The sequence below is a fragment of the Rosenbergiella collisarenosi genome (genome assembly GCF_018494085.1).
GTDB lineage: Bacteria > Pseudomonadota > Gammaproteobacteria > Enterobacterales > Enterobacteriaceae > Rosenbergiella > Rosenbergiella collisarenosi.
In genome coordinates this window covers 1-21,942 of the sequence record NZ_JABBFP010000002.1, presented here as the reverse complement: position 1 = coordinate 21,942, position 21,942 = coordinate 1, and the positions used below count along the sequence as shown (strand labels likewise).

Genomic DNA, 21,942 nt, shown 5'->3' with positions numbered 1-21,942 from the left:
AATGACCCCTGAACAACAATTTTCTCGTTGGGTAAAGTTTACGCTAATACTATTTATTGCCATGTTTGGCTATTTCTTAATCGCAGATATTTGGTTCCCTCAAACACCAGAATCTACCGTAATGCGCGTCGTTACTCCGGTATCCTCCCGAGCACCTGGCTATGTGACTCATATCTACGTAAGTAACAACAGCCATGTGAAGAAAGGTGACCTACTGTATGAGATCGATCCGCGCCCTTATCAAAATCAAGTGGACTCAGCGAGAATCGCTTACCAACAAGCAACCCTTGATAATCAACAAATTGATGCGCAGATCAGTGCAACACGGGCAAAAATACGCGCAGCCCAACTGGATGCCCAAAACGCAGGGCGTGATTATCAACGCTACCGTACATTAGATCATAATCAACTGATCTCTCGCCAAGCTCTTGATACCGCTTATACCACTTGGCAGACCAGTTTGCAGACTGTAGAGAATTTAACTGCCACCCTCAATCAACTAATCATTTCTCGCGGTAGTCACGATAATAAAAACGTTCTTCTGCAGAAGTATCAAAATATGCTTGAGGACGCTAACCTTAATCTTAACTACACCAAGGTTCGCGCAGACAGCGATGGGATCGTCAGTAACTTACAACTTAAAGAAGGCTGGTACTCGAATGCGGGTGTTGCAGCGATGGCCTTAGTCAACAATACACCCGATATCATCGCCGATTTTCGTGAAAAAAGCCTGACTAAGACACATATCGGAACGGCAGCCGAAATTGTATTCGATGGCTTGCCCGGACAGGTTTTTAAAGCATCTGTAGTGAGCCGAGATGCCGGAGTAATGGCCGGGCAACAAGATATCAACGGTTATTTAGCCGCCCCACAAGAGTCAAATCGTTGGGTTCGGGATGCACAACGTATGCGTATTCACTTGGTATTGAACTCAGGGCAACATCTAGACTTACCCGCCGGCGCTAGGGCAACTGTTCAGCTGTATAATAGCGGAAACGGAATATCATCCCTTTTAGGCCGCTTACAAATCCGCTTAATAAGTGTATTACATTATGTTTATTAGTCGCCTTTTGGAAAGAAAGTTTCCGGCCAGATACCAACCGCTTTCTGGAAATGACCTGCGACATATGTTGAGGATTACGTTCGCGGGGAGCGTAGGGTTATTCTTTCATAGCTGGATAGATACACAATATGGCGTTTTCTACGTCGTGTATCCTATTATGCTGACCGGATTAGTGCCGCTGTTTAACCTACACATCGCGCGGCAAATGGTCGCCAATGCGATTATCAACTGTGTAGAGATGCTGCTGCTGTTCACTTTTCTAGTCAACTATCCACTTCCAATGACATTGGCCGTGTTTATTCTCTATACCCTACGTTTTTATTTGATGAGTCGGGGTCCATTGTTCCTTTTCGGATCGATGGGAGTGATATGCCTTAGTGTGATGCCGCATTTTTTAAGTTATCCCACTACCGATATGAATGACCTGATGTTTTCCAACATAATCGGAAGTCTCTTAGCGGTTGTCTTATCTGCTATCGCCTGCTTTATCTTCCCTGACACTGAACCGCGGCAGCGTCCCGCTCCAATTATCAAGAGTAATCCGAGAATTATGCACGAGACGTTACTCGGATCGTTTATCGCTACATTACTCTTCGTGATATTTCAGGTGTACACATTAAGTGATTCTTTAGCCGCATTAATGGCAGGCATCTTCGCCCTGTTTCCAATGCATTATCGTGGTGCCATTCTCTCAGCAACTTGGCGAATTTGGGGCGTGATTGTAGGGTGTCTCTTTGCGCTATGCATTCAGCTCATCATGTATGATTTTAGTCGTCATCTATTACTGCTTCTCCCTTTAGTGAGCATAGCCTTGTTAATCGCAGCACGTGTTCATGTTTTCGAAAAAGTGGGGTCTGGCGTCGGTTTTTCAATTTTGACGACATTAGGCTTAATCTTCGGGCAGTATATGCATCCCGACAGCGACATCGTATTCAGTGATCTCTATCGTCTGACTTCCGTCACCGTATCGTTGCTGGCTACGTTAGTCGTAACCTTCGTGATGCATAAAGTATTAAATTATTTTGCCGCGACGCGATTTACGCCTGAAGAGCCCTGAGCTATCTCTGAGACTTTAGTTCATCGCATAACAACGTGAGGTCGCGATATTTTGATCGCCGCCGCTCCCTGCCCCGATAACGATACACATAATGTATTGCTTACCTTTTTTAACGGTAACGACCGGGCCATTAACATCACGCTGAGCGGTAATAAGCGTCGCCCCTTGGTTGAGTAATTTTTCTAAAGGGACAGATACAGGTTTCAGAGTAGTAGGAAGTTCTAAAGTATTGCCAGGGACCTTGGCGCCAGTTTCTGGTGGCCACTGGGCAGAAGAGAAAGGACTCGTTAACAGCGCTAGACTCCCTACAATAAATGCGAAAATCTTCATGCTCTTTGTCTCAGTAATTGTTTATGGATAGCCTGAGTGTAGCGTAGTTGATGACGGAGACTGAATAAGCGATCAAATTTATTCAGATAAATCTGGCGGAGTTAGTGATTCTTTTCTAGGCTTATTATATCCGTTTACTGCTCTCCCATACGAAGAGGTCACAAAGTATGAATATGATTTCGAAAGGATTATTGGTCGTCGTTGCAATGACTGCTCTCGCCGGTTGCCAACGCCATAATAGCGACGCACTTGAGAATGGTCGTCCTGTAGCACCAAGTGGCCAATCAGTCCCAGGAGGCCCCGTCGGGTCAGGGCCAGTCGGTCAGCCACAATCCTAGCAAAAGAGGAGCCCACTTGGGCTCCTCTTTGTTAACAGCAACGCATGCCGCCCTTCCCTTTTCCCGCATACCTCGCCTGCTGCCGCTCACGAAAGAAATCTTCGTAACTCATTACCGGGCTTTCAGGATGTTTTAACTGCATATGCTGAACATAATGCTCGTAATCTGGGATCCCGACCAGCATATTGCCTGCCTGAGCTAAACGTTTAGTGATACGTTGTAGTTGACGCAATACCATCATTTACCTACCTATTAGTGGTGTGAACCCGATGACATCGTTCTCTTCGCAACATTAGGGTCGAGTTCAACATAAGGCGTCTCATGATCAGAACGCTGAGGTTGACGTGTTGCTTGCCACCAAACTTTAATGCCATAGAACACAATCCCGTAAACAACGATTAAGAACAGGATACTCAGCGCTGCATTGGTATAATTATTCACCACAATATGTTGCCAATTCGCAACTTGCTCTGATGAGATAGTCCCTGCACCCTCAGCGATTTTCTGACGATAGAGACGTGCCATATAGAAAAATCCTTCCGCCTGTGGGTTATCGCTGAAGAGTTTTAACACTAAGGCCCAAGTCGTACAAATCATCAACCATACTGCAGGAATAATCGGAACCCAAAGATAACGGTCGCGCTTCATTTTAGCTAAAATCACCGCAACTAATACTAAGGCTACCGCCGCCAGCATCTGGTTTGATATCCCAAATAACGGCCATAAGCTTTTAACACCGCCTAGTGGATCGACAACCCCTTGATAGAGCAAGTAACCCCATAAGCCGACACACCCTGCCGTACCCAAAATTCCGGCGAGTAACGAGTTAGTCTTTTTCAAACTTGGAATAAAATTACCCAGCAGATCTTGCAACATAAATCGCCCGGCTCGCGTCCCCGCGTCTAACGCCGTTAAGATAAATAAGGCTTCGAAGAGTATTCCAAAGTGGTACCAGAATCCCATGTCTATAGCTGGAATAATCGTATGGAAAACCATCGCTATTCCGACCGCGAGAGTAGGTGCACCACCAGCCCTGTTCAATACTGAGGGTTCGCCGATAGCAGAGGCAGTATGTTGGATTGTTTCGGGCGAAATAACAAATCCCCAACTACTCACTTTGGCTGCAGCTTGTTCAGTGGCAATTTGTAATTGCTGCATGATTAATGCAGCCTGATCACCACCAAGCTCGTGAAGATTTGGCATAGTGATACCTAGACCGGCAGGTGGGGTGTTCATCGCAAAATAGAGGCCTGGTTCAATGATGGCTGCAGAAACTAGCGCCATTAGTGCCACAAAAGACTCCATCAACATCGCACCATAACCAATGAAACGCGCATCGGTTTCATTAGCGAGTAGTTTGGGCGTGGTACCGCTAGAAATTAACGCATGAAAACCGGATACCGCACCACAAGCGATGGTAATAAATAAGAATGGGAACATAGCCCCTTTCCAGACAGGACCATTTCCGCTAATAAACTGCGTTACCGCCGGCATTTTTAGCTGTGGATGCAGGATAATAATGCCGATAGCCAAGCCAACTATCACCCCGATTTTAAGAAACGTTGCTAAATAGTCACGCGGCGCAAGGATTAACCATACAGGTAATAGCGCTGAAATGAAGGCATAACCAATAAGCGCCCAGGTAATCGTAGTATCTTTGAACGTTAAAGCCGGCCCCCAATACGGGTCATGGGCGATTACGCCTCCTAACCAGATGGCGAGTAAGAGTAGAAGCCCGCCAATCACGGAAATTTCCCCGACCCGTCCAGGGCGAATGAAACGCATGTAGATCCCCATGAACAGCGCAATCGGTAGTGTCGAACATACCGTGAATACGCCCCATGGACTCTCAGCTAGCGCTTTTACCACAATGAGTGCCAATACTGCGAGAATAATGATCATTATTAGAAAACAGCCAAAAAGCGCTAAAAAGCCAGGCACTGCGCCCATTTCCTGTTTGACCATCTCTCCAAGAGAGTTACCGTTCCGTCTACTCGAGATGAATAGCACCATAAAGTCTTGTACCGCGCCAGCGACCACTACACCTGCTAATAGCCAAAGCGTGCCCGGTAAATACCCCATCTGTGCCGCAAGAACCGGCCCAACTAAAGGCCCGGCTCCCGCTATCGCCGCAAAGTGGTGGCCGAAAAGGACATAACGGTTAGTGGGGACATAATTGAGTCCATCGCCATTCACAAAGGCAGGCGTGGCTCGAGTTGCATCGAGGCCCAATACGTTACGCGCGATATAAAGGCTGTAATAGCGATAGGCGACAAGGTACACCGAGACTGCTGCTATCACTAACCATAATGCACTAATGCTCTCCCCGCGACGAAGCGCAATAACGCCGAGGCATCCAGCCCCCAAAAGGGCGACCAACAACCAGAGTAAATGTTTTTTTATAAAATTCCTGTCCATAGTTTTCCTGTGTTAATAATAATATCCAACGCCAACGGCAAACCACAGCATCATGTCCATAAATACTGTGCGAAAGGTAGAATGGTATTACAGATATGGGAGTATGGTCACACGAATATTGAGGGTAATAATAAAAGAGAAGACGATTCCAGCTTAAAGCTTGAAATCCAAGTCTTTTCCACCAACTTTTAACATCAAGGGAGTGATACGTTAGGTGAGAGAGCCTTTGGACAGGTGAAAACAAGAAATGCCTGCTTGGCAGAGAAATCTTTTACTCTCTGACAAAAACAAAGAAAAAGCCCAAGTTAGCAAGCTAACTTGGGCTTAAATTTTGGCGGAACGGACGGGGCTCGAACCCGCGACCCCCTGCGTGACAGGCAGGTATTCTAACCAACTGAACTACCGCTCCGCGCTTGTCCCCCGTCGGGAACGCTGCGTATACTAATCAGGTTAATGATTATCGTCAACCGATATTACGCCTGCCACCACTCGTTTGCTTCTTTTTCGATCAAAGCATTATCGCCACAGGCATTGACCCGACTTTTTCTCGATTCGGTCCAAATATTCTTCATGTAAGGCCTGTTCGCCTGCTGTGGCGGTAATCACTCGTAGCTGACCGGTCGTCTTCACTGATTGATGTTGAGCAAGAAGGCCTGAATCGGCAGCGTGTTCATTCTCTGCATTAAAGGTCAACGTCGTTTGCCCACCAGTCATGGCAAGGTAAACGTCGGCAAGAATCTCAGCATCGAGTAAAGCGCCATGTAATGTACGCTTTGTGTTATCGATGTCGAATCGTCCGCATAATGCATCAAGGCTATTACGTTTACCCGGAAACTGCTTACGCGCCATGAGAAGGCTATCTGTAATACTGCAAAACTCGCGGGTATGACCTATGCCCTGCTTAAGTTTATCAAACTCATAATCCATAAAGCCGATATCGAACGGCGCATTATGAATGATAAGCTCGGCACCCTTAATATAGTCCAGAAATTCTGCCGCGATATCTACGAAACTCGGCTTATCACTTAAGAATTCATCAGCAATCCCATGTACGCCAAAGGCTTCAGGATCGACTAAGCGGTCAGGTTTAATGTACACATGGAAGTTATTCCCAGTAAGCCGGCGGTTGATCACTTCCACCGCACCGATCTCAATGATGCGGTGCCCCTCATAGTGTACGCCGACCATATTCATACCGGTTGTTTCAGTATCGAGGACAATCTGACGGTTTTTTACTGTGCTCATAGCTCTCATTCCGATAAACTTGCCGTTTTACTCAAGGAAGTCTACCAGATATGCGTAAACAGGTAGAAGTTTTCACCGATGGTTCATGCCTAGGAAATCCCGGACCGGGAGGTTACGCCGCGATTTTACGTTACGGGCAACACATAAAGGAATTCAGCGCAGGTTATCAGCTTACCACCAATAACCGTATGGAGTTACTCGCGGCCATCGTAGCCCTTGAAGCATTATCGCAGCCTTGTGATGTCACGCTGACGACAGATAGCCAATATGTTCGTCAGGGAATAACACAGTGGATCCACAACTGGAAGAAACGAGGCTGGAAAACCACGGATAAAAAGCCCGTAAAAAATGTCGACCTCTGGCAGCGGCTTGACCTAGCATTGAAAGACCACACTATCAACTGGATGTGGGTCAAAGGTCATGCAGGACACCCTGAGAATGAGCGTTGCGATGAATTAGCCCGCGAGGCTGCAAACAGCCCCACTCATCCTGATAACGGTTATTTATCCGCTTCATGATCGCCAAGTGAGCAAATTTGCTGGCTCACGTTGACGGCAGGGCGTAAGCGCGCGCCCTGAGCTGAGGCTCTTTTCTTCGCAAAGATCAGCGGGTAAGTCCGCTTACGCGCCAAAATAAGATGGTTGCAACCAAGCATAGGTAAGTGTCTTGTTAATATCCCCGACTGCGAGCGCCAAGGGAGTAGTTGCGTAGCCCGATAGCTGACAATCTCGTAATTAAGTAAGCTTAGCCAATCGATTAATCGACTCTTAGAATAGAAACGCGCCTTCAGCGATACGCCTGGCCACCAGCGAGTGAGTCCTAGCCAGCTAAAAGGGTTAAACTCTGAGAGCACTATCCAGCCATCGTCGACTAATATGCGATCAGCCTCCCTCAAAACCTGATGAGGATCTGTACTCCACGCTAATGCATGAGTAATAAGGCAAGCATCTATCGACTTACTCATTATGGGTAATTTTTCTTTATCGCCCACCAAGTCTACCTGCCCTGCATCATGACCGATCCTAACTTGATGGCTTATGGCACAGCGACTAGTATCGATAGTGTGGCTCAGCGGCCCAATCTTAACGAAGTGCGAACCATAGAGTTTACTTAACCAAGGCTGTATCTCATCACCGATCATCGTCTGGAACTGTGGCCCCCAGCGCAACGAACACCATAGCAAAGGGCTAGAAAGAGAACGTCTGATTTTTGCAATCTTCATTGAGTAATCACTGGTTAGATGACAAAGGAATCCTTATGAGCTTAACACTAACAGCCCTGCCCGCATTAGACGATAATTATATCTGGGCTTTGATCGATGACAACAATCGGGCGATCATTGTTGATCCGGGGGAGGCGCAACCCGTTTTAGATGCGATCGCACAACATCGTTGGGAGCTTGACGCGATCCTACTTACGCACCACCATGCCGACCATACTGGCGGCGTTAAGTTACTTACTGACCGCTATCCAGCTATACCGGTTTACGGCCCGCAAGAGACGCTGAAAAAAGGGGCGACTCAACACGTTGAAGACGGCGATAGTCTCGAACTTCTTGGCCACAGCTTTTCAGTCATTGCCACACCCGGTCATACCTTAGGGCATATCGTTTATTACGCTAAACCTTACCTATTCTGTGGGGATACGCTATTTTCCGGCGGTTGCGGTCGGTTATTTGAAGGCACTGCTGACCAGATGTTCCTGGCATTGACCCGACTGAACCAGTTACCTAAAGAGACGCTCGTATGCTGCGCTCATGAATATACGCTCTCTAATTTAAACTTCGCCCATCGTACCCTACCGCAAGATTCGATGATTAATGAATACCGAAATAAAGTAAAAAAACTGAGAGAAAATGCCCAAATAACGCTACCCACCACACTGGAAACAGAACGACTAATTAACCTATTTCTGATGACAGAAAGGCCAGAGGTGATAGCCTTGTTCGAGGATAATCCGACATTAACCACCCCCGCACAACGCTTCGCCGAGTTGCGCCGCCTAAAAGACCAGGGATAAGTTTAGGGTTGTGTTAGGCAGCATGGTCACGTATCATTGCCTGTCTTTTAATCAATCAATGAACTTATATGAAGACTAAAGCGATATTTCTCGCCTCAGTCTTGTTGTTCAGTTGCCATGTATCAGGGAGTGATGCTGGTGAACCTGAACAACATGCACAGAGTCTGTCTTCAGCGAGTCAGGGAAGTGATGGTAATCTCGGAGAACGCATGTTGTCCCCCCATTGGCAGGATGATGGGAATACAACCGCAGAAAATAGCGATCTCTGGAATACCATTAGCGACAAGTTGAAGATGAAGGTTCCGAATAATCCTCGGATCCGCGAACAAAAACTGAAGTATTTGAAGGATAAGAGTTATCTCCACGAGGTAACTGCTCAAGCAGAACCGTATATGTACTGGATTGTTGACCAGATACAAAAACGTAAAATGCCGATGGAGCTGGTACTTTTACCTATAGTGGAGAGTGCTTTTGACCCCCATGCAACATCCAATGCTAACGCTGCCGGAATTTGGCAAATCGTAGCAAGCACGGGGCGAAATTATGGATTAAAGCAGACGCAATGGTACGACGGAAGACGTGATGTAGTCGCGTCCACCACAGTGGCACTTAACATGCTACAACGTCTGAACAAGATGTTTCATGGCGATTGGTTGCTGACTGTAGCTGCTTATAATAGCGGTGAGGGTCGAGTTCTGAATGCGATGAAAGCCAATCGAGCACGCGGTAAGCCGACCGATTTTTGGAGCTTATCACTGCCGAAAGAAACAACTGTTTATATTCCGAAAATGTTGGCCTTAAGCCAGCTGATTAAGAATCCAAAACAGTATGGGATTAAGTTACCTAAAGCAAACGACGGTCGTGCCTTAGCTAAGGTTAACGTTGGTAAGCAAATTAACTTGACCCAAGTCGCCTCAATGACAGGCATCCCGGTGGGACGGCTGAAAAGTTTTAACGCTGGCTATAAGCGCGGATCGACCGCTCCTAGTGGCCCGCAGTATGTGATGGTACCTAAATCTCATGTTGTTAGGTTAAAAGATTCTTTAGCCACACATGATATTCAGGCGGTTCAACCGATAGCCGTCGCAGAAAATAGTGCTGTTTCACAATACAAAGTGCGATCGGGGGATACCCTTTCAACCATAGCAGCAAAACACGGATTGAGTGTCCGAGCACTAAAATCAATGAACAATTTACGTACGGCAAGTGTACGAATTGGTCAAACCTTAGAGCTAGGCGGTCAGAGTAAAAACAGCAGGCAACAACTGGCTGATAATGGAAACAGCATCACCTATAAGATTCGCAAAGGTGATTCTCTTTCCAGCATCGCAGAGCGTCACGGCGTTAACATCAAAGATGTTCTTCGCTGGAATGGTAGTTTGACGCGTGATGAACAATCGCTGCAACCAGGTAAGAAACTGACGTTATTCGTTAATAACTCTTAAACTATCGATGAAAAAGCTGCTCGTTCTGAGCAGCTTTTTTTATTCGATAAAAACCCAGCCACCCGTTTTATCCTTTATCTGTCTAATGAGTTCGGCATGCGCTTTTTCTGGGGATAAATTATCCATTTCGTCCTTCTGTTTACTAACAGAGGGTAACGGTAAATGAGCCTCTAGGTAACGATCTATCTCCTCATCACCGCTGCCCTGATCGCCTAGTATCAACGGTGCCGCTAACGCTTTATCCGAAACGTTTAGTTCTTCAAAAAAAACTACCACGCGTTCGCAGAGTTGCGATGCAGAGAGATGTGAGGACTGTAAGATAATTTGTAGCCCCCAACGATCACGATAGACTCGCTGGCGGCAGGCTACGGCATAACCGACAGCTTCGACTTCCCGTAGTTGATGATAGAAAGCGCTCTCGTAATAACCTGCCAACCGATGATAAACCGTGTTCGAGTACGACGAGATGAGCGGATAAGGAATAAATGCCAACAGCGTTGCCGACCCGGGGGCATTGGCTGTGTAGTGCAGCGTACGCTGTAAAGGGAGTCTATCAGCGGTGAATGTCTGCCAGCTGAGGGGTAAGGCACTCAGCATGGTTTCTAAGGCCTCAGCCTCATCCTGTGCATGGCCTATGTAGGAAACCATCCACTGATCCAAGTCGTCGGCCAACAAGCTTGGCATATTCTGTAACAGTTCCCTGAGCGATAATGAAGCATAACGGTCTATCGTGCTAGGTGGGAGCGTTTTAGGCCAATACCTAATCAAGTTAGCCACGCATTCTTTAAGCTCAGTCACGTGCTTGAAGCTAATACAGAGTAAATCGTTACCCCTAACTTGCTGCCAAATAACTTCTCCTGCAGCATGTTTCGCTAGGCTAAATACTGGCGATAGGGCCTGGATCAAGGATTCTCGTACGGTATCAGTAATGGCTGCTCCCGCAGCAGGCCGTAATACTATTTTCACCCTACCGGATGGCTCGTGACAGTAATGCAGAGGCACTCGGGGAGGATTTTCTGTAAGTGCCGGGATAATCGTAGGCCTAGCGCGTGGCTGAGGATAGAAGGTAAAAGCATAAACTTTACCAGCTCGATCCCCCTGCTCCAATTGTGTGGTGCGAAATCGGCAGTCTAAGCCTTGGCATTCGACGTTCTGTATTGAGACGTCGTGTCGGCTTCGTAATAATGCGTAGCATGTTACCGAGGAAAAAGCCTGTTGCAAACGGTTTGCCCTCAGGTCTGTTTCAGTCGAGGAAGCGAAGATAAAGCCTAAGGCATGCTCGCGAAGAAACTCCATAGCAGGTAACCGCAGAGCCTCAGCTTGTGCTAAAGCCTCATAATGGTTGATATGTTCAGCGGAGAGCCGTGAGGCCTCCTCCCACCACTGCTGCCATATCCTAAGGCTCTGTTGTGCATCCTTCTCTGAAAAATCAGCCCCTTCGAACCATAGGGTAAAGAAAATCTGCTGGTTATCGTGATAATGGCGTTCCACCCGTACAGAGATAAAGTGCCCAAGCTGCTGGCTAATCATCTGACTGAGGGAGCCAGGCGCGGTATCGGATATAAGCTCTACCAATATTGGCCAGTCACTCAGTGAGCACGTCACAACAACCAGAGAAATACCCAAACCTGGCTGTCTGGTAAGGCAAATTTCTCCCTGCCAGTTTTGCCAAGTGATCGGCTCACCGTCCGCCACCCAACTACTAGGCGGTGGTTGCAAGATTTCCGATGCCTCGGTCATGGCAAGACACTCACTAATCTTAGCGTATTGTTGCTGACAGCTTAGAGGGGCCGCGATCCATACCTGGCTGCATTCGGGGGCATAGCTTTCGGCGTAAAAATGCTTAAGAGCCTCGGCCAGTTTTGTCATATCGTTGCCAAAGGTCCGTGCATTACCGATATGGAAGTCAGAAAAAGCGCGCGGGTACTCGATTTTGCTGTGGATCGCTGCGCTAGCTAGTGCATGAGGTGAGCGAGAATAGAGTTGATATTCTTCGTCGATGACTCTGGTTTCTCGTTGCAGATCTGCCAACGTAAAACGCGGCGCGGTCAGCATATCGTTCAGCCGCAACACCCCCTGCTGAAGCTCATCTGGCTCAATGTCGAAGTAGTAAGCGGTATAATTCTGTTGAGTCGTCGCATTGATTCGCCCTCCTCGCTTCTGAATCCAAGGCATAAGGCGCTGCTGATCACGAAATTGTTGACCACCCGCAAAGACCATATGCTCGGTGAGGTGAGCTAAGCCTGGCCACTCCTTTGGCTCTTGATGGCTACCGACAGGAACTATCCACACCACGGCAGCGCGTTGCAGATGCGGCACATGCTCTATATTTATCTCAAGGCCTGAGGCTAATCGGTAGCGCCTAGCATCATTGATTACATCCATGCTTAAACCGAGGTTTTAAAAATTAACTCTGAATTACGCTGATGCCTGAATTGCAGCTGTTCTATGGTCGTCTGACAATGGTTAGCGTCTTCTCTCGCCTGAAGAATTTTTCCATGGTGTGCAGACTTACTGCATACTGGATCAGCGTTGTCTGCATCACCGGTTAGCATGAAGGCTTGGCAACGGCATCCGCCAAAATCTTTCTCTTTCTCGTCGCAAGACCGGCAAGGTTCAGGCATCCAGTCATAACCGCGGTAGCGGTTGAAGCCGAACGAATTGTACCAAATATCGTCCAACCTGTGCTCTAACACCGACGGGAACTCAATCGGCAGCTGGCGTGCGCTGTGACAAGGCAATGCCTTACCATCCGGCGTGACATTCATAAAGATCGCCCCCCAACCGCCCATACAACCTTTGGGGCGTTCCTCGTAATAATCAGGGGTCACGAAAATTAGATTTGTCAGGTTACCCGAAGCCGCCATCTTCTCGCGATAGGCGGCGACGACTTTTTCTGCATCGGCGATCTGTTTTCTCGTCGGGAGTAACCCTTCCCGGTTAAGCTGCGCCCAACCGTAGAACTGACAGGTCGCAAGTTCGACATCGTCGGCGTCTAGCTCGATGCATAGCTCGATGATGCGATCGATTTGATCAATATTGTGCCGATGTAAGACGAAGTTGAGCACCATAGGATAACCATGTGCTTTAACTGCCCTAGCCATCTCTAGTTTCTGCGCAAACGCCTTCTTAGATCCTGCCAACGCGGCATTTAAGGTCTCATCGCTGGCTTGGAAGCTAATTTGGATATGATCCAGTCCAGCTTCGGCAAATAGATCTAATTTCTTAGTCGTTAAGCCTATCCCAGAGGTAATCAGATTAGTGTAAAAGCCCAGCCCACGTGCCGCAGCGATAAGTTCCGGTAAATCTTTACGCGTTAGGGGTTCACCCCCTGAAAAGCCGAGCTGGACACTGCCCATTGCACGGGCTTGCTTAAATACCTCGATCCACTGATCTGTAGTCAACTCTTCGCTTGCCCGTGCGAAATCGAGAGGGTTCGAACAGTACGGGCATTGCAATGGGCAGCGGTAGGTCAATTCCGCCAGAAGCCACAACGGTGCTTTGATAGCTGGATTACTTTGCATCGTTCAGTAAAATCCATTTTTGACGGTAAGCCGCCTGCAGAAAATCGATCACGTCCTCGTCCACGCCGCCGGCATCAGGAAAACGGGTATTGAGTGTTTCGATAATCATATCAACGCTCGCGTTACCATCGACTAGCTCTAGGATCATCGCTGCTGACTCATTAAGTTTAGCCATGCCTTCTGGATAGAGAATGACATGCTGTTGCTGAGTCTCTTCCCATTGCATGCGATAGCCACGGCGAAAACAGGGTACTGCGGATAAAGTCATCATCATTTACACCAAACGCGTAGTGTGCCAAACCGCTTGGTCGGTCACAGTGTGATAAGGGGCGCGATCCAAACTATAAGCCATAGTCATTGCATCAAGCATCGTCCACAGGATATCGAGCTTAAATTGCAAGATTTCTAACATCCGCGTCTGTTTTTCCGCCGTATCGAAAATCTCTAAGGCTAAGGATAGTCCATGCTCAACATCACGCCGAGCTTGGCCTAAACGACTACGAAAATAGAAATAGCCGTCTTCCTTAATCCAGGGATAGTGCTGCGGCCAACTGTCCAGGCGTGATTGATGGATTTGTGGAGCAAACAGCTCGGTCAACGAACTGCACGCCGCTTCCTGCCAATTGGCACGGCGTGCAAAATTAACATAAGCATCCACGGCAAAGCGCACTCCAGGTAGGACGTGCTGCTCGGATAATAGCTCTTCTCGTGTTAGCCCAACCGCTTCCCCAAGTTGCAACCACGCCTCGATACCGCCCTCACTGTCTTCATAGCCATCGTGATCCAGGATGCGTTGTACCCATTGACGTCTTACACTCGGATCGGGGCAGTTAGCCATAATGGCCGCGTCTTTCAACGGTATATTGGTTTGGTAATAAAAACGGTTTGCTACCCATCCCTGAATTTGTTTTTTTGTTGCTTGCCCATTGTGCATAGCAATATGGTAAGGGTGATGGATATGATAATAAGCCCCCTTATCGCGTAGGGCTTGTTCAAAAGCTTCTGGTGTTAGCGTTTCGCTGATATGCATTCTATTCTCCCAACGTGATTTCCATACCATCCCAACTGACTTCGATACCCGCCTGATCTAGGCTGGCTCTTTCCGGGGACGATTCATTAAGTATTGGGTTAGTATTATTAATATGAATTAAAATTTTTCGCTTAGCCTTGAGGGAAGCCAACATCGCCATCATGCCTTTCTCTTCAGAAAGCGCTAGATGTCCCATCGCTTTTCCCGTGTTATGTCCAACGCCGGTTGTGACGAGCTCGTTATCTCGCCAGACAGTCCCATCAATCAGTAAGCAATCGGCTTTTTGTAACCACGGTAGAATTACCTCGTCAGGCTCGCCTAAACCGGGTGCATACAGCACACTCTGACCAGAGGATTCATCTTCGATAAACAGCGCTACGTTATGACCGGGTAAGGGCTTATCACGCCAAGGGGAGTACGGCGGTGCATTACTAATAATCGGGATAGGGATAAAACGTAATTGAGTACAAACTTGTGTTTTAAAGGGCTGCATCGGTACGATCGGCTGATGAAGCAAGCCCCCATTCCAATGGGTGAGCATTGGGAAAATTGGAAAACCCGTTGATAGATCCTCATGTACCTCAGCTGTACACCAAACACGATGAGGGCACCCTTCGCGCAGGCTCAGAAGTCCGGTACTGTGGTCAATCTGGCTATCGGTGAGAATGATATCGCCTACCGTAGTACCGCGAAGATGGCCATGTTTAACGAATTCTGGAGTGTGGCGAATCTGCTCGGAAATATCTGGAGAAGCATTACACAATACCCAATCTTGGCGATTATCGCTGATAAGTATTGATGACTGTGTCCGAGGACGTGCAGGGATAGAGCCTTCTCGGACGCCCTGACAATTAGCGCAATTGCAATTCCACTGAGGGAAACCGCCACCAGCGGCAGAGCCTAAAACTTTGATAAACATAGAAGTGTCGATTTATAGAGAGGAAGATGCCCATACTAGAGTACGGGCATAGAAGATGACTTAGCGGTTAGAGATGTACAGAGTGATTTCCATACCTAAACGCATATCTTCAAATTCTGGTTTTTTCCACATGGTGTTGTCCTCATTATTATGGTCTGGGTAACTATTCGTTACCTTGGGGAGTAAATGTTGCGCTAATGTTTCCCCAAGGTCAACACTAAACCAAAATTAATCGTCGTTATTGACCCCAGGTGCGTTCGAGCACTCTCAGCCAATTTTTATAGGTTATTTTTGCCAAACTTTCGCCAGATAAACCTCTCCGACTCAGGCTTTCTGCCAGCAACGGTAGCCCGGTCACATCACCAAGTGTTTTTGGTACCGATACACCGTCAAAGTCTGACCCTAGGGCAACATGTTCATCACCCACCAGGTCAACCACATAACAGAAATGATCGACCAAGATGTCTAGATCGGTTTCTTCGTTACGTGCGCCATCTGGGCGGATAAATGCGTTACCAAAGTTGATACCGACCACACCACCACTCTTACCAATAGCTAATAGCTGTTCATCGGTCAGGTTACGGGGCTGTGCGCAGAGTTGATGTACTGAAGAGTGAGTGGCAATAAGAGGCTGGTGAGAGAGCTGAGCAACCTCCCAAAAGGTTTGCTCGTTCATATGAGAACAGTCAATAACCATTTTTTTATTAACTAACTGAGCAATCAACTGCTTTCCTGCAGGGGTGAGACCGGTGCCGCTGTTGGGAGTACCCGGAAAACTACCAGTTACCCCTGCACCATAGGCATTAGAGGTGTTCCAAAAAGGCCCTACACTTCTTACACCGGCTTGGTAAAAAGTATCAAGTGCTGTACTTTCTAAAGATAACGCATCGGCACCTTCTATATGAGCGACCGCAGCAAAGACCCGTTCTCTTTTAGCCTGCTTCAATTCTGCAGCCGTCGTACAGAGTTTCACTTTTCCTTCGGATAACCTAATCAATTCTTTCAGGATCGCCAGCTGCTCCCACATCACCTGTAGTGGATTATCTAACTTTTTAGCATGGTGCGGGTATTTCTCGCTAATGTAAGACTTAGGCGGGATAAAAATCGCAAAAAGGCCACCGATAAGACCTGCCTGTTGAATCCGGGGGAAGTCGAGATGCCCTTCAATCTTGTCGAAAAAAACACCGGGATTATCAGGATAGTTAAGCCATAAGTTCAGTAAGAGATCATTATGTCCATCAAAATAAGTCATACTTAGTTGCTCTCTATGCGAAACTAAATTCAGCTAATAGCGGGTTATGATCCGAAGCCTCGGTTTTTAATACTCGCGCTTTTTCGATAGACATCCCCCGATAAAAGATAAAATCGAGTGGCCTTCCAAAAGCCGTCCGGCGATGGTCGTGGTCGAAATGTACTTCTTTTAAATGATGTTTATGAACAAAATGATAGAGGGCCTTGCTTCGTGGCTGGCTCCAAGCATTAAAGTCTCCAGCCAGTAGTATCGGACCACTGTGGTGTTGGATATGCTCGCCCACTGTCGCCAATTGTTTACGATAAACATCAATCCCTAGGCTAAAATTCACCGCATGCATATTCACCGCCATGAGCATTTGACCATTCGGCATCGGATAGACGGTGATCAACGCAGATTTAGCTAATCGTAACAGCGGTTCACGCTCCCGCAAGGGGCAACAAAAGATTGGTGCGCTTTTCGCTAAGGTCATAACCCCAGATGGATGCTGTGGGAAAGATAATGCAGGAACTTGATCAACCGCGATAAAATGGCAGGTCGCAAAGGTAACGAGTTCTGGAGTCGTCTGTGCTTCTTGTAACATGACGAGATGACTATCCTTACCAAAATCGGTGATAACAGACTGCCATTCTGCACGCTGTTGTTTAAAAATATTCCACACCAAGACTTGTAGGTTTTTATAATCTGGCAGTAGTGCACCCTCGGGCAATCGGTGGACGAACGGGAATTGCAGCTCTGGTGAAAAGACCTGTTCTGCCGGTTGACCTGCCGTGTACCTCACTGCATACGTTTTTTTTCGCACCCTCAGCTCTACCTCTCGCTCGACTTTCATTGCCTATACTACGCAGAGCCAAGACATTTACCAATAGATGATGAATATAAAATCGACAGCTGGGTAGCTATACTTAGAAAAAATTTAATATAGATCAATCAGAGACTCGATTATTCGTTATCTCGGTAGACGCAAAAATCATATTGCTCTATTTAATCAATCGCTTATTAACACTCCCCGTACCGAACCAAAAGAACAGAGCATTTTTTAACCTTGTATTAACAATTAAACCCTCTTAGTTTGTGAGGTCTTATACCTACCAAGCAGAATGCCTATTCGCCCAACATAAGACTAATCAAAATAAAGAGGGACTTTTTATGAGTAACGATCCGCATATTTCTTCTCGGCGGCGTTTTCTACAGCGTTCGCTATCGCTTATTCCGCTTGCAGCAGCTGGCGGTACTCTACTTACGCAAGGAGCACAGGCGACAGTCGTTAAATCTGAAGCAGTCACAGAGCAATACGTCGCAAGCTTTTTCAATGACGATGAGTGGCGAACGGTAATCGCACTCACCGATCGGTTAATTCCTGAGGATGAGATGGGACCTGGCGCCGTTAGCGAAGGCGTTCCGATCTACATTGATAAACAATTGGAACTTCCTTATGGATATGGACATTTATGGTATATGCAAGGTCCATTTGCTGAGGCAGTCCCAGAGCTTGGTTACCAGTCACCGTTGGTTCCGCGAGAGACTTGGCGGCGTGGTATACGAGCATTAAATCAATGGTGTCAAGGACAGTACAATACAGTATTCGCCAGTCTTAGCCCCGCTATTGCGGACTCTATCCTGCAACAATTGGAGGAAGGTTCATTAAACTTCTCCGATATTTCTGGAAAGCTATTCTTTACCCAAGTACTCGAGAATACCAAAGAAGGATATCTCGCAGATCCCATACACGGAGGAAATCAGACACTTGCATCATGGAAGTTAATCGGCTATCCAGGCGCTCGCGCTGACTATCCTCAAGTCTTGGATCATCCTAATCAAACTTATCCCTTAGGTCCGGTAAGCATTTCAGGAAAAAGGACTCTCTAAATGGCGATTAAAAAACCTGATGTAGATATCGTGATCGTGGGTTTTGGTTGGACTGGATCATTAATGGCAAAAGAACTTGCTGAGAGCGGCCTAAAAATAGTTGCTCTGGAAAGGGGGGAATCTCGAGATACGTATCCGGACTTTGCTTATCCAAAAATTACTGACGAATTAACCTATGGCATTCGCCTAAAACTTTTCCAGAATGCCGCAAAAGAAACCGTCACAGTGAGACATAACTCAAGCCAAACCGCGCTTCCTTACCGACGATTTGGCTCTTTTTTACCGGGCGATGGCGTCGGTGGTGCTGGAAGTCATTGGAATGGAATGTTATGGCGGCCGTTGGAAGCTGATTTACATATGCGTACTACCGTCATCGAAAAATATGGTGCGAGCTTTATCCCTCAAGACATGACTGTTCAAGATTATCCATTCACCTATGCTGAAATGGAGCCCTATTTCGATAAGTTTGAGAAAATATGTGGGGCTGCAGGTCAAGCGGGTAATATTCAGGGTAAGATTATCGAAGGCGGGAATCCATTTGAATCAGCGCGTCAAAATGCTTATCCGACCAAACCGCTGAAGACTCAATATGCAGGTATTCTGTTTAGTGAGGCGGCTAAGAAATTAGGCTACCACCCCTTCCCTGTCCCTGCTGCGAACTGTAGCGAGCCTTATACCAATCCCTATGGTGTCCAGATGGGCGTTTGCAACTACTGTGGATTTTGCGAACGTTTCGGATGTTATAACTACTCTAAGGCATCACCACAGTCTTGTGTACTACCTGCGTTAAAGTCCTATCAAAATATAGAACTGCGCACCCAATGCCAAGTGATTAGAGTCAATACCGACTCTACAGGGAAGCATGCTACAGGAGTGACCTATATCAATGCCGAGGGACAAGAGGTTGAGCAGCCCGCGAGTCTGGTTATTCTAAGTGCATTTCAGTTGCACAATGTACGACTATTACTTTTATCAAAGATAGGTAAACCCTATAACCCAACCACCGGAGAAGGCGTAGTCGGACGTAACTATGCTTATCAAATGAATGGAGGAATTAATTTATTCTTCGAGAAGAATAATGTGTTCAATCCTTTCGCTGCAACCGGTACCACTGGCATGTTTATCGATGAGTTTAATTCTGAAAACTTCGACCACTCGACACTGAATTTTATTGGTGGAGCAACCATTTCAGCAACGACTACCGGCGGGCGCCCTATCCAGCAGATGTCTTTACCGTCTAGTTCCCCGAAATGGGGTTCCGGTTGGAAACGAGCCATTCGCGATAATTATCTTCACAACATGTCCGTGGGATCTTCCGGCTCAGTGATGCCATATAAACAATGTTATTTGGATCTCGACCCTACATATACCGACGTACACGGCCAGCCACTCTTACGCATGACTTTTGATTGGCAACAGAATGAGCTGAAAATGACCCATTTTATCGGTCTTAAGTCAGAAGAGATTGTTAAAGCAATTAATCCTCATCATTACGAAAAGCAATATATGAGCATGGACGCACATTATGATGTACGCCCTTATCAATCAACCCACACCACAGGGGGGGCAGTCATGGGAGACGACCCTAAAACCAGCGTAGTTAATAAATATCTACAGAGTTGGGATGTTCCCAATCTATTTGTCCTTGGTGCATGTTGTTTCCCGCAAAACCTCGCGTACAACCCTACCGGAATCGTAGGCGCAACCGCCTTATTTGCAGCTGATGCAATTCGCACCCGTTATCTCGCAAACCCAGGACCATTGGTTCAGGCTTAACTGAGGGAAAGTATTTTATGTTGAACTGGAAAACTCAGCTATCTACCCTTTGCCTATTGGTACTGACAGAGCCTTGTCTAGCAGTATCCGCTACCGATTTAGGGCAGCAGCTCGTTATAGCGGGAGATTGTATAGCTTGCCATACAGCGCCTGGGGGGAAATTCTTTGCTGGCGGGTTGAAGATGTCGACACCTATCGGTGCCATTTATTCCACCAATATAACCCCCGATAAAAGTACTGGAATAGGTGACTATACCTATGATGATTTCGTAAAAGCGGTACGTAAAGGTGTCGCGAAAGATGGCCATAATCTCTATCCAGCGATGCCGTATACCTCGTTTTCTAAAATTAGTGATGCTGATATGAAAGCATTATACGACTACTTTATGCAGAAAGTTCCCGCTGTTTCTCAGAGGAATCGGTCTAGTGATATTCCATGGCCATTAAGTATTCGTTGGCCCTTAGCTATCTGGAATTTGATTTATCATGATAGTAAGACCTTTCAAATCGATCCCCAACAGAGCTCGCAATGGAATCGAGGTGCATACCTCGTCCAAGGACTTGCGCACTGTGGTACCTGCCACACGCCCCGTGGTATCGGTTTTCAGGAAAAAGCCTTGGATCAGTATGGTCCAGCTTATCTTACGGGAGGAACGTTAGAAGGATGGCATGCCCCGGATCTGACCAGTAATATCAATAATGGTTTAGGCCGTTGGTCTGTGGCTCAACTCGTAGAGTTCCTAAAAACGGGTAGGTCTGAGCAAAGTGCTGCATTTGGGTCAATGACTGATGTTATTGAACATAGCACACAATACCTTACTACGCAGGATCTGACCTCTATCGCTATTTATCTTAAATCACTTAAATCTTCCAGTCCGAACGCTATCGCTCCGACCTATAACGAGGCAACGCGTATCGCGTTAACCAAAGGGGATATATCACAGAGAGGTGCGCAAGAATATATGGATAACTGCTCTGCCTGTCATCGTATTGATGGACAAGGTTACACAAAAACTTTCCCCTCACTAGCACAAAATACCGCCGTACTAAGCGATGATCCTTCTTCACTAATCAGTGTCGTGCTACGTGGAAGTAAAATGGCGGTGACTCACGATGCAGTAACAGGCTTACGCATGCCAGACTTTGGTTGGCGGTTAACTGATCAGCAAGTTGCTAACGTAGTAACTTTTATACGCCAAAGTTGGGGGAATAAGGCGTCGCCAGTAACGAGCGAGGAAGTTAAGAAATTACGTGATATTGATTCAACTGTAGAAAGAAAACAGTCAGACAATCCATCACATTAACGGTCGAATAGCGATCCGTTACTAGTTTAGCGGGTCGCTATAATGAAAAGAATATTATCCGATGTTAAAGCAAAAAACCCATGCTATTTCTAGCATGGGTTTTTCTTAATAAGTGGCGGAACGGACGGGGCTCGAACCCGCGACCCCCTGCGTGACAGGCAGGTATTCTAACCAACTGAACTACCGCTCCACCGATTCTGTCTCAAAGTAGCGCTGCTACTTTGCTTGTTTCACCCAAACCGTGTCAAAGGTATGGTCACGACCTTTCGGTCTTAATTGGATGCCTGGCAGTTCCCTACTCTCGCATGGGGAGACCCCACACTACCATCGGCGCTACGGCGTTTCACTTCTGA

Annotated in this window: 22 protein-coding genes and 2 tRNA genes; 9 read left to right on the top strand and 15 right to left on the bottom strand. The window is 47.0% G+C overall.

Annotated elements, in window-relative coordinates; translation table 11 throughout:
• The first annotated feature begins 1 nt into the window (after window position 1).
• Complete coding sequence (locus HGT70_RS02730; RefSeq protein ID WP_071431347.1) at window positions 2-1,063, top strand: HlyD family secretion protein; 1,062 nt, start codon at window positions 2-4, stop codon at window positions 1,061-1,063.
• Window positions 1,053-2,120 carry a DUF2955 domain-containing protein gene (locus HGT70_RS02725; protein ID WP_214194833.1) on the top strand — a complete coding sequence of 356 codons (1,068 nt, stop codon included), beginning with the start codon at window positions 1,053-1,055 and terminating at the stop codon, window positions 2,118-2,120. Before HGT70_RS02730 ends, HGT70_RS02725 begins: the two co-directional genes overlap by 11 nt.
• 15 nt (window positions 2,121-2,135) lie before the next feature.
• Here HGT70_RS02725 and HGT70_RS02720 read toward each other — a convergent pair whose 3' ends face one another.
• Window positions 2,136-2,450 carry a hypothetical protein gene (locus tag HGT70_RS02720; RefSeq protein ID WP_071431351.1) on the bottom strand — a complete coding sequence of 105 codons (315 nt, stop codon included), beginning with the start codon at window positions 2,448-2,450 and terminating at the stop codon, window positions 2,136-2,138.
• Between the two features lie 167 nt (window positions 2,451-2,617).
• Between HGT70_RS02720 and HGT70_RS02715 the strand changes: the two genes are divergently transcribed.
• Window positions 2,618-2,788 (top strand): hypothetical protein, encoded by a 171-nt coding sequence (locus HGT70_RS02715; RefSeq protein ID WP_198363415.1) that lies wholly within the window; start codon window positions 2,618-2,620, stop codon window positions 2,786-2,788.
• A gap of 31 nt (window positions 2,789-2,819) precedes the next feature.
• Here the strand turns inward: HGT70_RS02715 and HGT70_RS02710 are convergent, their stop codons facing one another.
• The 4 genes from HGT70_RS02710 to dnaQ form a co-directional block, all read right to left on the bottom strand.
• On the bottom strand, window positions 2,820-3,026 hold the full coding sequence (locus HGT70_RS02710; protein WP_071435044.1) for a YbdD/YjiX family protein: 207 nt from the start codon (window positions 3,024-3,026) through the stop codon (window positions 2,820-2,822).
• A 14-nt stretch (window positions 3,027-3,040) separates the two neighbouring features.
• Window positions 3,041-5,206 carry a carbon starvation CstA family protein gene (locus HGT70_RS02705; RefSeq protein ID WP_214194832.1) on the bottom strand — a complete coding sequence of 722 codons (2,166 nt, stop codon included), beginning with the start codon at window positions 5,204-5,206 and terminating at the stop codon, window positions 3,041-3,043.
• Window positions 5,207-5,538: 332 nt separating this feature from the next.
• Window positions 5,539-5,615: transfer RNA gene (locus tag HGT70_RS02700), tRNA-Asp, on the bottom strand.
• 107 nt (window positions 5,616-5,722) lie between these two features.
• Window positions 5,723-6,451, bottom strand: coding sequence for a DNA polymerase III subunit epsilon (gene dnaQ, locus HGT70_RS02695; protein ID WP_214194831.1), 729 nt, complete (start codon window positions 6,449-6,451; stop codon window positions 5,723-5,725).
• Window positions 6,452-6,501: 50 nt separating this feature from the next.
• Between dnaQ and rnhA the strand changes: the two genes are divergently transcribed.
• Window positions 6,502-6,969, top strand: coding sequence for a ribonuclease HI (gene rnhA / locus HGT70_RS02690; RefSeq protein WP_214194830.1), 468 nt, complete (start codon window positions 6,502-6,504; stop codon window positions 6,967-6,969).
• Here the strand turns inward: rnhA and HGT70_RS02685 are convergent.
• A complete protein-coding gene (locus HGT70_RS02685; RefSeq protein WP_214194829.1) occupies window positions 6,951-7,673 on the bottom strand; it encodes a class I SAM-dependent methyltransferase in 723 nt (240 codons plus the stop codon). The genes rnhA and HGT70_RS02685 overlap by 19 nt on opposite strands.
• A gap of 35 nt (window positions 7,674-7,708) precedes the next feature.
• Here HGT70_RS02685 and gloB point away from each other — a divergent pair, with 35 nt between their 5' ends.
• Window positions 7,709-8,470: a hydroxyacylglutathione hydrolase gene (gene gloB, locus HGT70_RS02680; protein ID WP_214194828.1), complete on the top strand. Its 762-nt coding sequence runs from the start codon at window positions 7,709-7,711 to the stop codon at window positions 8,468-8,470.
• A gap of 68 nt (window positions 8,471-8,538) precedes the next feature.
• Window positions 8,539-9,915, top strand: a complete 1,377-nt coding sequence (mltD, locus tag HGT70_RS02675) for a murein transglycosylase D (protein WP_071431364.1) — start codon at window positions 8,539-8,541, stop codon at window positions 9,913-9,915.
• A gap of 39 nt (window positions 9,916-9,954) precedes the next feature.
• Here the strand turns inward: mltD and HGT70_RS02670 are convergent, their stop codons facing one another.
• From HGT70_RS02670 to HGT70_RS02635, 8 genes are all read right to left on the bottom strand, one after another.
• The gene (locus tag HGT70_RS02670; protein WP_214194827.1) at window positions 9,955-12,300 is read right to left on the bottom strand and encodes an insulinase family protein; all 2,346 of its coding nucleotides are present in this window, start codon (window positions 12,298-12,300) and stop codon (window positions 9,955-9,957) included.
• A 2-nt stretch (window positions 12,301-12,302) separates the two neighbouring features.
• Entirely contained in the window at window positions 12,303-13,439 is a 1,137-nt protein-coding gene (pqqE, locus tag HGT70_RS02665) for a pyrroloquinoline quinone biosynthesis protein PqqE (protein WP_071431368.1), read from the bottom strand.
• A complete protein-coding gene (pqqD, locus tag HGT70_RS02660) occupies window positions 13,429-13,707 on the bottom strand; it encodes a pyrroloquinoline quinone biosynthesis peptide chaperone PqqD (protein ID WP_071435046.1) in 279 nt (92 codons plus the stop codon). Before pqqD ends, pqqE begins: the two co-directional genes overlap by 11 nt.
• Window positions 13,708-13,713: 6 nt before the next feature.
• Window positions 13,714-14,469 carry a pyrroloquinoline-quinone synthase PqqC gene (pqqC, locus tag HGT70_RS02655; protein WP_071431370.1) on the bottom strand — a complete coding sequence of 252 codons (756 nt, stop codon included), beginning with the start codon at window positions 14,467-14,469 and terminating at the stop codon, window positions 13,714-13,716.
• Window position 14,470: 1 nt separating this feature from the next.
• Window positions 14,471-15,388 carry a pyrroloquinoline quinone biosynthesis protein PqqB gene (pqqB, locus tag HGT70_RS02650; RefSeq protein WP_214194826.1) on the bottom strand — a complete coding sequence of 306 codons (918 nt, stop codon included), beginning with the start codon at window positions 15,386-15,388 and terminating at the stop codon, window positions 14,471-14,473.
• Between the two features lie 60 nt (window positions 15,389-15,448).
• Window positions 15,449-15,520 (bottom strand): pyrroloquinoline quinone precursor peptide PqqA, encoded by a 72-nt coding sequence (gene pqqA, locus HGT70_RS02645; RefSeq protein ID WP_099823985.1) that lies wholly within the window; start codon window positions 15,518-15,520, stop codon window positions 15,449-15,451.
• Between the two features lie 106 nt (window positions 15,521-15,626).
• Entirely contained in the window at window positions 15,627-16,640 is a 1,014-nt protein-coding gene (locus HGT70_RS02640) for a dipeptidase (RefSeq protein ID WP_214194825.1), read from the bottom strand.
• Window positions 16,641-16,653: 13 nt separating this feature from the next.
• On the bottom strand, window positions 16,654-17,442 hold the full coding sequence (locus HGT70_RS02635) for an endonuclease/exonuclease/phosphatase family protein (protein WP_071435048.1): 789 nt from the start codon (window positions 17,440-17,442) through the stop codon (window positions 16,654-16,656).
• A gap of 347 nt (window positions 17,443-17,789) precedes the next feature.
• Between HGT70_RS02635 and HGT70_RS02630 the strand changes: the two genes are divergently transcribed.
• From HGT70_RS02630 to HGT70_RS02620, 3 genes are read left to right on the top strand one after another with little or no spacing between them, the layout of a single operon-like run.
• Window positions 17,790-18,509 carry a gluconate 2-dehydrogenase subunit 3 family protein gene (locus HGT70_RS02630; protein ID WP_214194824.1) on the top strand — a complete coding sequence of 240 codons (720 nt, stop codon included), beginning with the start codon at window positions 17,790-17,792 and terminating at the stop codon, window positions 18,507-18,509.
• On the top strand, window positions 18,510-20,285 hold the full coding sequence (locus HGT70_RS02625; RefSeq protein WP_214194823.1) for a GMC family oxidoreductase: 1,776 nt from the start codon (window positions 18,510-18,512) through the stop codon (window positions 20,283-20,285).
• Window positions 20,286-20,302: 17 nt separating this feature from the next.
• Window positions 20,303-21,589, top strand: a complete 1,287-nt coding sequence (locus tag HGT70_RS02620; RefSeq protein WP_214194822.1) for a c-type cytochrome — start codon at window positions 20,303-20,305, stop codon at window positions 21,587-21,589.
• A 113-nt stretch (window positions 21,590-21,702) separates the two neighbouring features.
• Here the strand turns inward: HGT70_RS02620 and HGT70_RS02615 are convergent.
• Window positions 21,703-21,779, bottom strand: a tRNA-Asp gene (locus HGT70_RS02615).
• Between the last annotated feature and the right edge of the window lie 163 nt (window positions 21,780-21,942).

Excerpts from the sequence above, each read along its gene's own strand:
- pqqC (WP_071431370.1), bottom strand. The coding sequence starts at position 14,469 with ATGCATATCAGCGAAACGCTAACACCAGAAGCTTTTGAACAAGCCCTA.
- HGT70_RS02620 (WP_214194822.1), top strand. The coding sequence starts at position 20,303 with ATGTTGAACTGGAAAACTCAGCTATCTACCCTTTGCCTATTGGTACTG.
- HGT70_RS02720 (WP_071431351.1), bottom strand. The coding sequence starts at position 2,450 with ATGAAGATTTTCGCATTTATTGTAGGGAGTCTAGCGCTGTTAACGAGT.
- HGT70_RS02725 (WP_214194833.1), top strand. The coding sequence starts at position 1,053 with ATGTTTATTAGTCGCCTTTTGGAAAGAAAGTTTCCGGCCAGATACCAA.
- dnaQ (WP_214194831.1), bottom strand. The coding sequence starts at position 6,451 with ATGAGCACAGTAAAAAACCGTCAGATTGTCCTCGATACTGAAACAACC.
- rnhA (WP_214194830.1), top strand. The coding sequence starts at position 6,502 with ATGCGTAAACAGGTAGAAGTTTTCACCGATGGTTCATGCCTAGGAAAT.
- HGT70_RS02715 (WP_198363415.1), top strand. The coding sequence starts at position 2,618 with ATGAATATGATTTCGAAAGGATTATTGGTCGTCGTTGCAATGACTGCT.
- pqqD (WP_071435046.1), bottom strand. The coding sequence starts at position 13,707 with ATGACTTTATCCGCAGTACCCTGTTTTCGCCGTGGCTATCGCATGCAA.
- pqqE (WP_071431368.1), bottom strand. The coding sequence starts at position 13,439 with ATGCAAAGTAATCCAGCTATCAAAGCACCGTTGTGGCTTCTGGCGGAA.
- mltD (WP_071431364.1), top strand. The coding sequence starts at position 8,539 with ATGAAGACTAAAGCGATATTTCTCGCCTCAGTCTTGTTGTTCAGTTGC.
- HGT70_RS02630 (WP_214194824.1), top strand. The coding sequence starts at position 17,790 with ATGAGTAACGATCCGCATATTTCTTCTCGGCGGCGTTTTCTACAGCGT.
- HGT70_RS02710 (WP_071435044.1), bottom strand. The coding sequence starts at position 3,026 with ATGGTATTGCGTCAACTACAACGTATCACTAAACGTTTAGCTCAGGCA.
- HGT70_RS02625 (WP_214194823.1), top strand. The coding sequence starts at position 18,510 with ATGGCGATTAAAAAACCTGATGTAGATATCGTGATCGTGGGTTTTGGT.
- HGT70_RS02670 (WP_214194827.1), bottom strand. The coding sequence starts at position 12,300 with ATGGATGTAATCAATGATGCTAGGCGCTACCGATTAGCCTCAGGCCTT.
- gloB (WP_214194828.1), top strand. The coding sequence starts at position 7,709 with ATGAGCTTAACACTAACAGCCCTGCCCGCATTAGACGATAATTATATC.
- pqqB (WP_214194826.1), bottom strand. The coding sequence starts at position 15,388 with ATGTTTATCAAAGTTTTAGGCTCTGCCGCTGGTGGCGGTTTCCCTCAG.
- HGT70_RS02730 (WP_071431347.1), top strand. The coding sequence starts at position 2 with ATGACCCCTGAACAACAATTTTCTCGTTGGGTAAAGTTTACGCTAATA.
- HGT70_RS02640 (WP_214194825.1), bottom strand. The coding sequence starts at position 16,640 with ATGACTTATTTTGATGGACATAATGATCTCTTACTGAACTTATGGCTT.
- HGT70_RS02685 (WP_214194829.1), bottom strand. The coding sequence starts at position 7,673 with ATGAAGATTGCAAAAATCAGACGTTCTCTTTCTAGCCCTTTGCTATGG.
- HGT70_RS02705 (WP_214194832.1), bottom strand. The coding sequence starts at position 5,206 with ATGGACAGGAATTTTATAAAAAAACATTTACTCTGGTTGTTGGTCGCC.